General features: G+C 59.5%; 14 protein-coding genes and 1 tRNA gene. 8 read left to right on the plus strand and 7 right to left on the minus strand.

Translation table 11 applies throughout. The annotated features are described in order from the left end of the window. Nucleotides 1-40: 40 nt before the first annotated feature. The 4 genes from BLO49_RS03380 to glmU are packed head-to-tail and all read right to left on the minus strand — an operon-like array spanning nucleotide 41 to nucleotide 4,883. Nucleotides 41-1,420: an O-antigen ligase family protein gene (locus tag BLO49_RS03380; RefSeq protein ID WP_170828184.1), complete on the minus strand. Its 1,380-nt coding sequence runs from the start codon at nucleotides 1,418-1,420 to the stop codon at nucleotides 41-43. Beyond that, complete coding sequence (gorA, locus tag BLO49_RS03385) at nucleotides 1,417-2,805, minus strand: glutathione-disulfide reductase (RefSeq protein ID WP_090644165.1); 1,389 nt, start codon at nucleotides 2,803-2,805, stop codon at nucleotides 1,417-1,419. The genes BLO49_RS03380 and gorA overlap by 4 nt, the downstream gene beginning before the upstream one ends. Nucleotides 2,806-2,838: 33 nt before the next feature. Then, on the minus strand, nucleotides 2,839-3,531 hold the full coding sequence (rpiA, locus tag BLO49_RS03390; RefSeq protein WP_090644168.1) for a ribose-5-phosphate isomerase RpiA: 693 nt from the start codon (nucleotides 3,529-3,531) through the stop codon (nucleotides 2,839-2,841). Next, the gene (gene glmU / locus BLO49_RS03395) at nucleotides 3,531-4,883 is read right to left on the minus strand and encodes a bifunctional UDP-N-acetylglucosamine diphosphorylase/glucosamine-1-phosphate N-acetyltransferase GlmU (RefSeq protein WP_090644170.1); all 1,353 of its coding nucleotides are present in this window, start codon (nucleotides 4,881-4,883) and stop codon (nucleotides 3,531-3,533) included. The genes rpiA and glmU overlap by 1 nt, the downstream gene beginning before the upstream one ends. Nucleotides 4,884-4,965: 82 nt before the next feature. Between glmU and gph the strand changes: the two genes are divergently transcribed. The 6 genes from gph (at nucleotide 4,966) to BLO49_RS03425 (ending at nucleotide 8,380) form a co-directional block, all read left to right on the plus strand. Beyond that, nucleotides 4,966-5,649: a phosphoglycolate phosphatase gene (gene gph / locus BLO49_RS03400; RefSeq protein WP_090644173.1), complete on the plus strand. Its 684-nt coding sequence runs from the start codon at nucleotides 4,966-4,968 to the stop codon at nucleotides 5,647-5,649. A gap of 62 nt (nucleotides 5,650-5,711) precedes the next feature. After that, nucleotides 5,712-5,786: transfer RNA gene (locus tag BLO49_RS03405), tRNA-Val, on the plus strand. 94 nt (nucleotides 5,787-5,880) lie between these two features. Then, the gene (locus tag BLO49_RS18705) at nucleotides 5,881-6,123 is read left to right on the plus strand and encodes a GIY-YIG nuclease family protein (RefSeq protein WP_090644176.1); all 243 of its coding nucleotides are present in this window, start codon (nucleotides 5,881-5,883) and stop codon (nucleotides 6,121-6,123) included. A 186-nt stretch (nucleotides 6,124-6,309) separates the two neighbouring features. Next, the gene (locus BLO49_RS03415) at nucleotides 6,310-7,743 is read left to right on the plus strand and encodes a sensor histidine kinase (RefSeq protein ID WP_170828185.1); all 1,434 of its coding nucleotides are present in this window, start codon (nucleotides 6,310-6,312) and stop codon (nucleotides 7,741-7,743) included. Next, entirely contained in the window at nucleotides 7,634-7,948 is a 315-nt protein-coding gene (locus BLO49_RS03420; RefSeq protein WP_170828186.1) for a sensor histidine kinase, read from the plus strand. Before BLO49_RS03415 ends, BLO49_RS03420 begins: the two co-directional genes overlap by 110 nt. A gap of 3 nt (nucleotides 7,949-7,951) precedes the next feature. Beyond that, on the plus strand, nucleotides 7,952-8,380 hold the full coding sequence (locus BLO49_RS03425) for a response regulator (protein ID WP_090644184.1): 429 nt from the start codon (nucleotides 7,952-7,954) through the stop codon (nucleotides 8,378-8,380). Nucleotides 8,381-8,392: 12 nt separating this feature from the next. Here the strand turns inward: BLO49_RS03425 and BLO49_RS03430 are convergent, their stop codons facing one another. Then, on the minus strand, nucleotides 8,393-8,575 hold the full coding sequence (locus BLO49_RS03430) for a hypothetical protein (protein WP_090644187.1): 183 nt from the start codon (nucleotides 8,573-8,575) through the stop codon (nucleotides 8,393-8,395). A gap of 94 nt (nucleotides 8,576-8,669) precedes the next feature. Then, nucleotides 8,670-9,707 (minus strand): glycoside hydrolase family 43 protein, encoded by a 1,038-nt coding sequence (locus BLO49_RS03435; protein ID WP_090644189.1) that lies wholly within the window; start codon nucleotides 9,705-9,707, stop codon nucleotides 8,670-8,672. Nucleotides 9,708-9,846: 139 nt separating this feature from the next. On the opposite strand from BLO49_RS03435, the gene BLO49_RS03440 reads away from it, so the two are divergent. Further along, nucleotides 9,847-10,497, plus strand: a complete 651-nt coding sequence (locus BLO49_RS03440) for a response regulator (RefSeq protein WP_170828187.1) — start codon at nucleotides 9,847-9,849, stop codon at nucleotides 10,495-10,497. A gap of 138 nt (nucleotides 10,498-10,635) precedes the next feature. Here BLO49_RS03440 and BLO49_RS03445 read toward each other — a convergent pair whose 3' ends face one another. Continuing rightward, the gene (locus tag BLO49_RS03445) at nucleotides 10,636-12,450 is read right to left on the minus strand and encodes a monovalent cation:proton antiporter-2 (CPA2) family protein (RefSeq protein WP_090644196.1); all 1,815 of its coding nucleotides are present in this window, start codon (nucleotides 12,448-12,450) and stop codon (nucleotides 10,636-10,638) included. A gap of 169 nt (nucleotides 12,451-12,619) precedes the next feature. Here BLO49_RS03445 and BLO49_RS03450 point away from each other — a divergent pair, with 169 nt between their 5' ends. Beyond that, nucleotides 12,620-14,044, plus strand: a complete 1,425-nt coding sequence (locus tag BLO49_RS03450; protein WP_090644199.1) for a GH1 family beta-glucosidase — start codon at nucleotides 12,620-12,622, stop codon at nucleotides 14,042-14,044. Nucleotides 14,045-14,059: the final 15 nt, after the last annotated feature.

Below are 14,059 nucleotides of genomic sequence, written 5' to 3' on the forward strand. Positions count from 1 at the left end.
ATAGGGCTGAAATTTTGTCTGTAAAGTCCGGCACTTGTAGTTAAATTCGTAACTTTATGCTTTGCCGCGCTGCCTTTACCGCCAGGATTGCCGCCATGACGGCGAAAGCGCCCAGGCAATAGAACCACGCCCGCCACAACCCGTAACTGATGGTGCCGATAACCAGGAAGCACGTCGCCTGAGCCATCAGGTAAGGCCGGAAGCGCAGGGCGAGATTGCCCTCGGCGGGAGCATGGCTCTTGTGATCCAAGGCTCGCAATCCGTCGGCCCGCGCTTCTTCCTCAACCACTTCCCCCCGCACATCCATGCTCCAGAACAGCCAGAACCAGAAGGCAGCCAGCAGAACCAACCCCGGAAGCCCCAGTTCCAGCCAGGCTTGTAGGGCCATGTCATGCGGGTGGTTGGGGATCATCGGGTCGAAGCGGCGCGAGGTCTCGTATCCCCAGCCCCAGATCGGCTTTTCCAGCGCGCGGGAGACAGCAAAGGTCCAGATATCGATACGCGCCGCCCACGATGGCAGCAGGTCGGTCTTGATCTTCTGCGCCAGGCCGCTCTGCATCAGGCCATATATAATAGCCGGAAACAGCAGCATGGGGATCAGGCTCAAGACGGCCATCACCCGCTCCGGCGCAAGGCCCTTCAAAGCCCTTGGCCAGTATTTCACGGCGAAGAATACCGCCGCCGAGGCCGCCAGGGCCAGCAGTTGCGCGTTCGTGTCACTGGCAAAGCCCGCGGCGATCAGGGCCACAGCCGTCACAGCGACTGTTACGGGCTTGCCGCGTGCCATCTGGATCATGACCAGCGGCCAGAACATCATCAAAAGCGCACAATTGGTATTGGCGAAGCCGACGATCAGCATATTGTCGCGGCTTTTCGACACATTGGCGCTCAACATCTGGCGCAGTCCGAAATGGCTCACCGCCTCCATGAACTGAACCACGGCCAGGGCCGTCAGAACATAGGCGAACCACTTGAAAAGTGCGTAGGCACGGGCATCACTCAGCGACCGGGCGCCAAAAATGCTTGCCCAGGCAATCACCCACAGCACCATGGGCACGGTGATGGTGACATCGCCGGTAATGACCAGTTGTGAGCCCTTATATGCCTCAGCCAAAGGCACACCCCGCATAACCGCCTCGGCAAAATCCGAACGCAGCAGGCCCAGCAGGAGCAATAAGGCGGTCAGCGCGATAAAGGGCGCGAAGGTTCTCCACGAGCCGTGCGACCGGAACAGATGTCCCAGGCTCAGCAGACCGATCAGCAAAAGCAGCGCCGGAAGGCCAGTTGTCGAAACATAGGCCCACAGGCCGAAGATCGTCAGGCCGCCATAAAGCACCCATGACATATAGCCTTCACGGGTCCGCCGCCAGAGGCTCTTGTTCCGATCGGCGCTCAACAGCCCCAGCTTGTCCTGCGTCATGCCCTTTTGTCTTTCAGCGTCACCAGTTCCTCGGCCGCTGTCGGGTGAACGGCACAGGTGGCGTCCCATTGCGCCTTGGTCAGCCTGGCTTTCACGGCGATACCGGCCAACTGGATAATTTCACCCGCCTCGCCGCCAACAATATGGACACCCAAAACGATATCGCTTTTCTGTTCGACGATCAGTTTCATGAAGACCCGGCTTTCGCCCTGCACAAAGGCTGTTTTCATCGGCCGGAAGCGAGTCTGGAAGACATCGTATTTGAGCCCCTGCTCGATCGCTTCTGCCTCGGTCAGGCCCACCGTGCCGATCTGCGGCTGCGAGAAAACGGCCGTCGGGATATTTTCGTAATCGAACGCCGTCGGATTGTCCTTGAACGCCGTCTCGACAAAGGCGATGGCCTCGCGGATGGCTACCGGGGTCAGGTTGGCGCGGTTGGTGACATCGCCGATGGCATAGATATGCTTGTGGCTGGTGCGTGAATATTTATCGACCGGCACGGCGCCATGCACGTCCGGCGTGATACCGATGGCGTCGAGGTTCAGGCCCTCGGTCTTCGGTTTGCGGCCAGACGCATAGAGCACCTGGTCGGCCAGCATGGTCGTGCCGTCATTCAGGCTGATTTCCATTTGGCTTTTTGGGCCAGAATCGATCTTTTTCAGCGCCACCGGATCAAGCTGGGTGCGGATCTTGATGCCGCGCAGGGCCATTTCGCTGGCCAGGTGATCGCGCACATCGTCATCGAAGCCGCGCAGGATTTTCTGGCCGCGATAAAGGAGCGTCACGTCGACGCCCAGGCCGTGCATGATGCCGGCAAATTCAACCGCGATGTAGCCGCCGCCGACAATAGCCAGCGACTTCGGCAATTCCGGCAGGTTGAACATGTCGTTGGAAGTCAGGCCGTGTTCGGCCACGCCGGGGCAGTGCTGCGGCAGGAACGGCCAGCCGCCAACGGCGATCAAAATATTCCTTGCCGAAACAACACGTTCCCCGCCCTGCTTGGTGGTCAGGATGAGGTGATGCTCGTCCCTGAAGGCCGCATGGGCCGCGATCACTTCGACCCCGGCCTTGACGAGGTTGGCGGTATAGATCTGCGACAGACGCGTCAGCTCGGCATTGTTGGTGTCCTTGAATTTCTGCCAGTCGAAAGCGCCGATCGACGCATCGTTCCAGCCGAAGCCCTTGGCATAATGGACCTGTTCGGAAAACTCCGAGGCATAGACCATGAACTTTTTCGGCACGCAGCCGCGCAGCACGCAGGTGCCACCGGGGCGATCCTCCTCGGCCACGGCCACCTTCAGCCCAAGTTGCGCCGCCAGACGCGCCGCGCGCACCCCGCCTGAACCGGCGCCGATAACAAACAGATCGTAGTCGTACTTTGTCATATCGATACTTTCGGCGGAGCACCCGCGATAATGTTACGGATGCAGGACCGTTACGCCGTCCTCGCCGCCGATCAGGGCAATATCCGCCAGATCGAGGAACAGGCCGTGATCCACAACCCCGGTCAGCGATTTCAGTTCATGCGCCAGCCCGGCCGGCTCATGGATTGCCCCACAAGCCACGTCAAAGATAAGGTTACCACCGTCCGTAATCCAGTGGCTCTCTCCTTTCATACGCACCTTCGGCATCATATTGATGTCGAAATCGACCAGCACATCGGAAATCCGGTTGACCGTGCCCTTCCAGGCGAACGGTTCGACCTCGATCGGCAAGGGAAACTTGCCCAGCAACGGCACATTCTTGGCGGCGTCGGCGATGACGATACAGGACTTCGCCTGCTCCCAGATCAGCTTCTCGCGCAGCAGGGCCGCACCGCCGCCCTTGATCAGGGCCAGGCCAGGCCCGACTTCATCCGCACCATCAACACAGAGGTCCAACACCCCGACATCATTGATATCCTTGATCACCAACCCCAGGCTTTCGGCCAGTTGCGTCGTCTGGATCGAGGTTGAAACCAGGGTCAGTTTCATGCCGGCCTTGACCTTCTCGGCCAGCGCCTTGACGAACCAGGCGGCCGTCGAACCGGTGCCGAGGCCGACCTTCATGCCGTCTTTCACATACTCGGCGGCAGCATCACCAACCTGTTTCTTCTGTTCGTCTGCTGTCATCACTTCTTACCTTTTGCCGCCTTTTCAGCGGCCTTGCGTTCACGGAAGGCCGTCGACCAGCCTGCCTTTTCAATTTGTTGCGCCCGTTCAAACGCCAAAGCGCCCGGCGCGACATCGGCGGTGATCACAGAGCCGGAACCGGTCATGGCGCCGTCGCCGATGGTCACCGGCGCCACCAGCGAAGTATTGGAACCGATAAAGGCGCGTTCACCGATGTTCGTCTTGTATTTGAAATAGCCATCATAGTTGCAGAAGATGGTGCCCGCACCGATGTTCGAGCCCGCACCAACGCTGCCATCGCCCAGATAGCTCAAATGATTGGCCTTGGCGCCGTCGCCAATCGTCACGTTCTTGACCTCGACAAAATTGCCGATATGGACGTGCCTGCCGATATCGGCGCCAGGCCGCAGACGGGCATAGGGGCCGATCAAAGCCCCCTCGCCCACCTTGGCGCCTTCGAGATGCGAGAAGGCCCGGATCACCGCCCCGGTCTCGACCGTCACGCCCTCGGCAAAGACGACATTGGGCTCTATGGTCACGCCCGCTGCAATCTCGGTGTCATACGAAAAGAAGACCGTTTCCGGCGCCGGCATATGGACACCATTATCCATAAACGCCTTGCGGACCCCGTCCTGCCAGACCTTTTCGATCACCGCCAGTTCGGCCTGACTGTTGGCGCCCAGCACCTCGTTTTCCTCGGCGAAGGTCACACGCGGCTGCAAGCCCCGCGCCCGCGCCAGACCCACAATATCGGTCAGGTAATATTCGCCCTTGGAGTTTTCGTTTTTCACCTCGGCCAGCAGCGAGAACAGCAGTTCGCGGTCACAGGCGATGACGCCAGAATTGCAGGCCCTGATCTTCAGTTGCTCCGGCGTGCATTCGCGCATCTCGACAATGGCGTTCAATTTATCGCCATCGAGCACCAGACGGCCATAGGCCGCCGGATCAACCGCTTCAAAGCCCAGGACCGCCATGTCGGCCTCAAGCGCAAAAACCGGTTCCAGCACCCTGGCCGCCATCAGAGGAGAGTCCGCATAGGTGACGATCACCTTGCCGTCGAATCCGGCCAGGGCTTCACGCGCCACATTGACCGCGTGTGCAGTCCCCATCGGCGGGTCCTGCGTGACGATATTGTCCGCGCCCACGCGCCTTGTCGCCGTTTCGCGCACCGCCGGGCTGTGATTGCCGACGACCACTATGACCTTTTCGCACCCGACCTCATAGGCCGCATCAATAGCCCGATCGAGCATGGTCCGGCCGCCGATCTTATGCAGCACCTTGGGGAGCGGACTCTTCATCCGTGTGCCCTGCCCCGCCGCCAGAATGACCGCCGCGCGCCTTGTAACACTCATTTGACGACTCTTTTCGTTTGCCACTCAGGCCGATTTAGCCCAAAGCGAACCCGAACGAAACGACAAAACGGCTTTGGATAAAATGAATCTCGACGGTTACATTCTGGCTTTCGATCTCGACGGCACGCTGGTGGACAGCGCGCCCGATATCATCAATGCCCTGAACGTCGTTTTGCAGGAACAAGGCGTGAAGCCCTACCATCTCGACGAGGCCCGCCCGCTGATCGGCCGCGGCGCCATGGAGCTTCTGCGCCGCGGGTTCGCGCTGGCCGGCGCCCCCCTGGCCGCCGAGCAGGAAAAGCCCCTGCTGAACCGCCTTCTGGAGCATTACGAGCAGCATATCAATGACCACAGCGTCATCTATGACGGTTTGGTCGAGGCCCTGGATACGCTGGAAACCGCCGGTGCGCGCTTCGCCGTCTGCACCAACAAGCCCAACTATCTGGCGGTTAAGCTGATCGAAACCATCGGCCTGTCGCATCGTTTCGGCTCGATCAAGGGCGCCGATGTCGTCCCCAACAAAAAGCCCGCCGCCGGTCACCTGCGCGCCTGCATCGATGAGATGCGCGGCGATATGGCGCGCGCCATTATGATTGGCGACTCGGAAACCGACTTCCTGACGGCGAAAGCCGCAGATGTGCCCAGCATCCTCTTTACCCACGGCTATAGCGAACGTCCCCTTACCGAACTGAACGCCGATGCCCTGCTCGATCATTACCGCGACCTGCCGGCGGCGGTGCAGGCTTGTCTCAAATCACGGGCATAAAATAGAAAAGCGCTTGCGCCGGGCGTTGACGCAGGCTAAGACGCCGCTCCCTGCATTGGTTCGGACGCGTAGCTCAGCGGGAGAGCATTCGCTTCACACGCGAAGGGTCACAGGTTCAATCCCTGTCGCGTCCACCACCCTTCGCCAAGGCTTCGGGTGGCAAGCCACCCAGAAGGCTTCCTTCGGCGAAGGCGTGTCGCCCGAAGCTTTAGCGAAGGGGGACATTTTAAAATGCACTATGTCTACCTGATCAGAAGCCTGTCATCGTCAGGTCAGACGTATGTTGGCCTTACCGATGATTTGAAGCAACGCCTTGCCAAGCATAATAGTGGCGGGTCAACACATACGTCGAAATATGTCCCTTGGGAAATTGTGAGTTATCATGCCTTCGCGGACAAACAACGCGCTGTCGATTTCGAGAAATATTTGAAATCTGGTTCCGGCCAGGCATTTTCCAGAAAAAGATTCTGGTAACTTTCGCATCTGTCTTGCCACACGGCATCAGATAAGTTGCATCGAGCCCTCTCTTTCACGAACAAGGAATAAGATAACACCTCTTCCTCCCGCATGGCTTTTGCCCGTGTCCCGGCCTTAGAATCAGTTCACAAAACAGATGCACATTCTAAGCGAGTGCGGCGGCATCGGGGTGCATCAGGGGTCATGGTCGCGTTCAGTCGGATCAGGCAATATCGGAAACTGCCGCTGATTGTCGCTGCCCTTTGCGCTCCCCTGCTCCTGCTGGCGGTCCTGTTCGCCAACCAAAGCTTCAAGGCCATTCATTTCACCGACCAGGAACGCCTGGGCGTTGCCTACCTGCGCCCGGTCCGGGAGCTGCTTTCGGCGATTGACGCCGGCAAGCCGCCCGAAGGCAATACACTCGCCGCCGCCGCTGAACGGCTGAACCGAAAACTCGCCCTTCAGGCTGATTATGAAGCCTTCATGCAGGTTCTGGACGACAGGTCGGCAGGCCGCGCCCAGACCACAGCCGCCGGCCGCGCCTTCCTGACGCAGATCGCTGATGCCTCCAACCTGACCCTCGACCCGCATATCGACAGCTATTACCTTATGAATACGGCGGTGAACCTGCTGCCGGACACGGACGTTCACAGCGCGGCCGTCATGGACCTGCTGGCGAAGACCGCAACCGGGGGGCTCACTGAAAACGCCGCCAGCCTCAATAGCGAAATCGCCCTGCTTGACCTGGCAGCCAGTAACAGCCGCAGTTCGATTGCCTCAGCCATCCGCGGCAATCCGGATGGCAAGGTATCGGCGGCAGTCACACCTGATCTGACCCGGTTCAATGCGGCGGAGAATGCTTTCCACGATCAGGCTGAGAGAATGGCCAGCCAAATTGCCGCTGGCAATCGGCCCACGGCCGCCGACCTCGGCAAGCTCAAAGCCACTCATGCCGCGCTCATGTCTTCGACGGACGCCCTGTGGCACGCCACGACGGATGAACTGGAGCGACTGCTGAAAGCCAGGAGCCATGCCGACCTGGCACGCCTGTGGCTGCTGCTCGGACTGTCCGCCATCATCGCCTTGGCGGCCATCGGCCTGACCTTCTATTTCGACCTCTATATCCAGCATGACGAGGTTCTGAAGCTCAACGCCACTCTCAGGCAGTCCAATGAGGAACTGGAGCGTTTCGCCTTCATCTGCTCGCACGACCTCCAGGAACCGGTCCGCATGATGAACCTCTATGCCAGTTTTCTGGCCGAGGCCGAAAGCGTGCTGTCTGACAACGAAGCCATGCGTTATGTCGGCAAGATCCGCGACAGCGCGGAACACATGCGCCGGATGATCAGCGATATCCTGACATTTTCACAGATCGGCCGTGAGCCGGTCGAGACGGAGGCTGTCGACTGCAATGCCGTGCTGCAATCGGTCCTGGCGGAATTTGCCGATACCATCATCCGCACCTCCGCCACCGTAAACACCGGCCCACTGCCGGTCCTCATCACCAGCCCTACCCTCGTTCAGTCTGTTGCAGAACCTTATCGGCAATGCGCTGAAATTCCAGGACGGCCATCGGCCGCCCAAGGTCGATATTTCGGCGATACGCGACGGCCAGATGTGGCGGTTTCTCATCCGTGACAATGGTATCGGCATGGATGAAGCCCATACCGAACAGGTCTTTACCCTGTTCCGGCGCCTCAACCGCAAGGAAAACTATCCCGGCACCGGCATCGGCCTGGCCATCTGCCGGAAATTTGTCCGGATGGCTGGCGGCGATATAGGCTTTACGTCGCGGCCCGGAGAAGGCACCCTCTTCTTCTTTACACTTCCGGTGAGAGAGTAACCCATGCGCGACACACTCGAAATTCTCCTGGTCGAAGACAATGAGGGCGATATCGAGATGACCCGCCGCGCCCTGAAAAACGTCAGTCCCGCCTGTCATCTGTCTATTGCCCACAACGGCGATCAGGCGCTGGAATTTCTGCAGGGCCAAGTTCAGACGGATGGCAAGTCGCCGACACAACTCATCCTGCTCGATATCAATATGCCACGCATGGACGGCAAGCAGTTCCTCAGCCGCGTCAAGGCCGAAGCCGCCCTGAAAGCCATTCCCGTCGTCATGTTCACCTCATCCCAGTCACCGGCCGATATCCGGGACTGCTATGAGCGTCACGCCAACAATTATGTGGTCAAGCCGTTCGATATGCGTGAATACGCCGCCGCCCTGCAGCAACTTGTCGGCTTCTGGGGAGACCTCAGCGAATTGCCAGGCTGATCCGGCACGACATTACAGGGTCAGGCTGCGCCAGATTGTATGTGGTTTCATGGGATGGATAGCATTATCCGCATGGCTGCGCATCATCAGACCGATCTCCAGAACCAGCAGGACCAGGCAGACCATGATGAAGCCGCTGAGGGCGGCAATGGCGGGAGAGACCTCCGGCAGGTCTTCGGCGATGGCGGTGCGCATGGGATACTCCTGTTACTGAACCACCATATATCATAGCGACATTGCCGCCTTTTTAAGACAGACGGTTAACAGGCGGGTAACGCCACAAGCCGGATTAAGGCAGGGCCCGCGGTGATACGCCTTCATTGGTCATCACCACCGGCCGGATATGGCCATCGGACTCGAAAACCATCCGGTCAATGGCCAGTTCGCGGTGATTGCCGTCGGTCTCTCCCAGAGGCCGGCGGTGATAGACGATATACCAGTCGTCGGTGCCGGGAATGTTGACCACCGAATGATGCCCGGCGCCGCGCGCGATCCGCATATCCTGCTGGAGAATCTTGCCTTCGCTTTTGAAAGGACCAAACGGCGTATCGCTCATCGCATAGGCCACGCTGTAATCCGGTCCGGTCCACTCGCCTTCCGACCACATCAGGTAATAGACGCCCTTGCGCTTGATCATGAACGAACCCTCGACATAGTCCGGATCGGGCGTGATTTCCTTGTAGGTCTCGCCATCGGGAAACGGCACGATGCCTTTCAGGTCAGGCGCCAGCTTCACCACATTGCAATGCTTCCAGCCGCCGTAATACATGTAGTACTGGCCGTCATCGTCGCGGAAGACCATTTGATCGATCGGCTGGGCGCCATTATGGATATCGCCGATCAGCGGGTGGCCCAGCGCATCCCGGAATGGTCCTTCCGGACGATCAGAAACCGCCACGCCGATGCCGCCCAGTTCACCGGCATGGACGTCATTGGCGCCGAAGAAGAGATAATACCTGCCGTCCTTTTCAATCGCCGAAGGCGCCCACAGCGCATAGGCCGCCCAACTGACATCCTTCACGTCCAGCACACGGGCGTGCTTCTGCCAGTGAACCAGATCACCCGAGGAAAAGGCGTCCATGAAGGTCTGTTTGAGGAAAGGCGCCCAGACATTCGGATTGGTCCGCAGTTTTTTCTGTACATCGCTCAGATCGGCGGGCGCGACAGGCGTGGTCTCGGCCGAAAACGTTGGGTAAATCCAGTATTGGTGATCGAAAATACGGATTTCCGGATCGGCATACCAGCCCGGCACGATCGGATTGCCGGCCTGCGCCGAAAAAGCCGCCAATACTGAGAATGCCAGCGCCATTATTGCCGTTTTGTACATCCATATTCTCCCTGTTCCAAAGACAATAGGCAGGGCCACTCCTGTTGACAAGTCACCGACAATGCAGGGCTTTATCCTCATTGATCCCTTATCCGCCCTGACGCACCCTTGTTATATCGACTCGCACAAGGTTCGGATGATGTCTGACAGACAACCGCTGCAAGATACCACCATTGATCCTGGCCTTGCCCACGATATCCGGTCGCCGATGAATGCCGTGCTGGGACTTTGCGACCTGCTGGCCAAAAGCGAGCCCCTGACGGACAGGCAAAGGGAATTCATTAGGGCGCTGCAGACCTCGACCGGCGCACTGATGGACCAGGTCAACCGGTTGCTGGAAAGCCATGGCTATATCCCAGCCGACATGTCTCGGCCGGAACCGGAACTGCCGCACGCGCCACCACCAGACGACACCAGACCCAAGGTTCTGCTGGTCGATGATTACGCTCCCAATGCGCTGGTGGTCGCCACCTATCTCGAAAAATTCGGCTACGATTATGATGTCGCCGACAATGGCGTCGAGGCCGTCACCCTGGCACGGCGCAATCGCTATATCGCCTGCCTGATGGACGTGCAGATGCACGACATGGACGGCATAGAGGCCACCATGGCCATCCGCGATTTCGAGCGTCAGGAACGGCGCCCGCATCTGCCGATAATCGGCGTCACGGCCCATGCACTTTCCGGCGACCGCGAACGGTGCCTCGATGCCGGCATGGACGAATATGTTGCCAAGCCTTTCAACCCCACTGAGTTGGAAAACCGGCTGGCTGCCATCGCCTCTGCTTAAAGGCTGATTGAAAATGCGTCAGGCTGAGGCGAAGCGGGCTGATTTCGAGTACCGGAGCACAGCGTACTCATGTACGTGAGCACCGGAAGCGCAGAAGGCAGCCCGTTGCAGCCCAGCATCACGCATTTGCAACAGTCTCTAGGCGTCCTGCTGATCCTCGCGCAGGATACCTTCCAGTTCCTCGCGTGACAGCCGGGCGAAGTTGATCATGTCCGGCTCGCTCTCGAAAAAGGCGAAGGACCGCCTGAGCGTTTCGATGTCGTGATTGCGGAACTTCTTCGCCCGGCGTTCTATATCGGCCTTGGGATAACCCAGAGCGATCATGGCGTCGCGTGCCATGGTGAGCGATGAATCCAGCAGTTCGCGGTGATAATAATCGGCGCCGGCCCGATCGAGATCGAAGGCATGACGGCGATTGCGCGCCCTGGCGAAAACCTTGAGATGCGGAAAGTTCTGTCTGGCCAGCTTGACGATTTCCACCGCGCTGTCGGCGTCATCGACCGCCACCACCAGCAGACGTGCCTCCTCGGCGCCGGCCGACCGCAGCAGGTCCAGCCGCGTGGCATCGCCGAAATAGGCTTTCGAGCCGAACTTGCGGAGCAATTCCACCTGTTCCGGACTCTTCTCCAGAACGGTAATCTCGACGCCCTGGCTGACCATGAAACGGCCGACAATCTGGCCGAAGCGGCCGAAGCCGGCAATGATCACACCATTATGCTCGTCGATTTCATCATAATGCGCCGGCAGTGTACTCATGAACATCGGCTGGATGAACCGGCCATAGATGGCGACCAGGATCGGCGTCAGGGCAATCGACAGCGCCACCAGCAGGACCAGGAACTTCTGGATTTCGGGATTGATCAGTTTCAACCCGCCGATCATCTGAAGCAGGACAAAGGCGAACTCCCCGCCCTGGCAGAGACCGAAGGCCAGCCCCAGGGCCGGGGCCGTATCCAGCCGGAACAGCCGCCCCAGTCCGAACAGCAGAAGCCCCTTCACCACCATGACACAGATTACGGCGGCGATCAGCCCGACCGGATGCGCCATCAGGACGGTGAAATCCATGCCCATGCCGACACTGATGAAGAACAGGCCGAGCAGCAACCCCTTGAAGGGCTCGATATCGGTCTCGATGGTTCGGCGGTATTCCGAATTGGCCAGAACCACCCCGGCAATAAAGGCCCCCAGTGCCGGGGAAACGCCGACCAGTTCCATCAGGATGGTGACGCCGATGACCAGGGCCAGAGACGCGGCGGTAAAGACCTCGCGCAGGTTGGCACGGGCAATAGCGCCGAAGATATAGCGCGACAGATATTTACCGCTAAAGATGACACCCGCGATGACTGCCACCACCGCGACCGGCTGCAGCCAGGCCGGCCAGTGGGCGATCAGGCTGGTACTGTGCTCGCCGGCCGATGGCAGAACACTGAGATGCAGGCTTGATGCCAGCAGGGGGATGATGATCAGGATCGGGATGACAGCGATATCCTGGAACAGCAGGATGGCGAAGGAGGTTTCCCCCACCTGCGTATGGGTCAGGTTCTTTTCCCGCAGCATCTGCATGACAAGAGCTGTGGAGGAAAGCGAAAGCGCCATGCCGACAGCGAGCGACGCCTGCCATGAATGGCCCAGCAGCACGCCGGTCACCATCAGGGCCAGGGCAGTCACGACAACCTGAAGCCCGCCCAGACCGACAATCTGTTTGCGTAACCGCCAGAGAATGGCCGGTTCCAGTTCCATGCCGATCAGGAACATCATCATGATGACGCCGAATTCGGCGAAGTGCATGACCTTTTCCGCCTCGCCGATCAGGCCGAGGGCGAAGGGGCCAATGATGATGCCGGCGATCAGATAACCGAGCACCGATCCGAGCCGGAAACGCTGCGCCAGCGGCACGACCACACAGCCCGCCAGCAGGAAGACGAACACGTTGAGTAAAAGATGTATGTCCATGCCACGCCCTCAGAATCTGCAAGGGCTACTATCTAGGAAGCCGCCCGGATATGGCAAGCTCTTCCTGTCCTGCGTCACGCCTCTCTGCGCGGCTATATCCGGCACTTGCGGATATCTCTGAAACATCGGAGAGTGGCCGGACCATAAAAATAAAATTTGAGAGGATACCATGACCAATATCAACAGGCGTCAACTGGGATACGGGCTTGCTACGGGCTTGGCGGGCGCGGGGCTGATCGGCTCCGCGAAAGCCGCCCCCATTGACCTGAGCTTCCCGAAAGATTTCCGCTGGGGCGTCGCCACCGCTGCCTATCAGATCGAAGGCGCCGTGCATGAAGACGGCCGCGGCCAGACCAACTGGGACGTGTTCAGCCACACGCCCGGCAAGGTCGCCAATGGCGACAATGGAGATGTGGCCTGCGACAGCTATCATCGCTATGCCGATGATATTCAGTTGATGAAGAACCTCGGCGTCGGCACCTACCGCATGTCACTCGCCTGGTCGCGCATCTTCCCGGAAGGCCGCGGCAAGCCCAATCAAAAAGGCATCGACTACTATAATCGTGTGGTAGATACGCTGCTCGCGGCCGGGATCGAGCCCTACGTCACCCTCTTCCACTGGGATTTGCCGCAGGCCCTGCCGGGCGGCTGGCAGAACCGCGACACAGCCTTGGCTTTCGCCGACTATGCCGGTTTCATGGCGGGCAAGCTTTCGGACCGCGTACACAATTTCATGACGGTCAACGAACTGCGCTGTTTTACCGACCTCGGCCACCAGGTCGGCATCCATGCGCCAGGCCTGAAACTGGACGCCGCCGGCGTCAATCAGGTGCGCCACCACGGGACGCTGGCGCATGGCCTCGGCGTGCAGGCCATCCGCGCCCAGGCGAAACCAGGCACCCAGGTGGGACTGGCCGACAACACTGTCTTCTACTGCCCGGTTATGGAAACACCGGAACATATCGCCGCCGCCAAGAAGGCGACACGCGAGAAGAACGCCATGTTCCTGACCGCCATCATGGAAGGCCGCTATATCGACGAATACCTGACCGAACAGGGCGCCGCCGCACCGAAGGTCCAGGCCGGCGATATGGCCGCCATCTCCAGCCCGCTCGATTTCGTGGCGCTCAATATCTACACGCCCGAATGGGTGCGCGCCGATGATGGCCCCGCGGGCTACGTCACCATCCCGCATATCGCTTCATCACCGCGCATGGCCTCGCCCTGGCTGGTGGTCGGCCCCGAAGTCGCCTACTGGGGACCGCGCATGGTCAGCGAACTGTGGGGCCCGAAGACGCTCTATATTTCCGAAAATGGCGCCTCTGCCGACGATCCGGTCATCAACGGCCATATCGACGATGTCGACCGGGTCATGTACCTGCGCAACTATTTCGGCAATTTCCGTCGCCTGGTCGCTGAGGGCTATCCGCTCAAGGGCTATTTCCTGTGGAGCCTGATGGACAATTTTGAATGGGCCGATGGCTATGGCAAGCGCTTCGGCATCCACTATGTCGATTTCGCCACTCAAGTGCGCACCCCCAAGCTCAGCGCGCTGTGGTATCGGGAAGTCATTCGCCAGGGCCGCATCGTCTAGGCCGCATCATCTGAT

Origin of the sequence: Asticcacaulis taihuensis (genome assembly GCF_900100255.1) — a bacterium.
GTDB lineage: Bacteria > Pseudomonadota > Alphaproteobacteria > Caulobacterales > Caulobacteraceae > Asticcacaulis > Asticcacaulis taihuensis.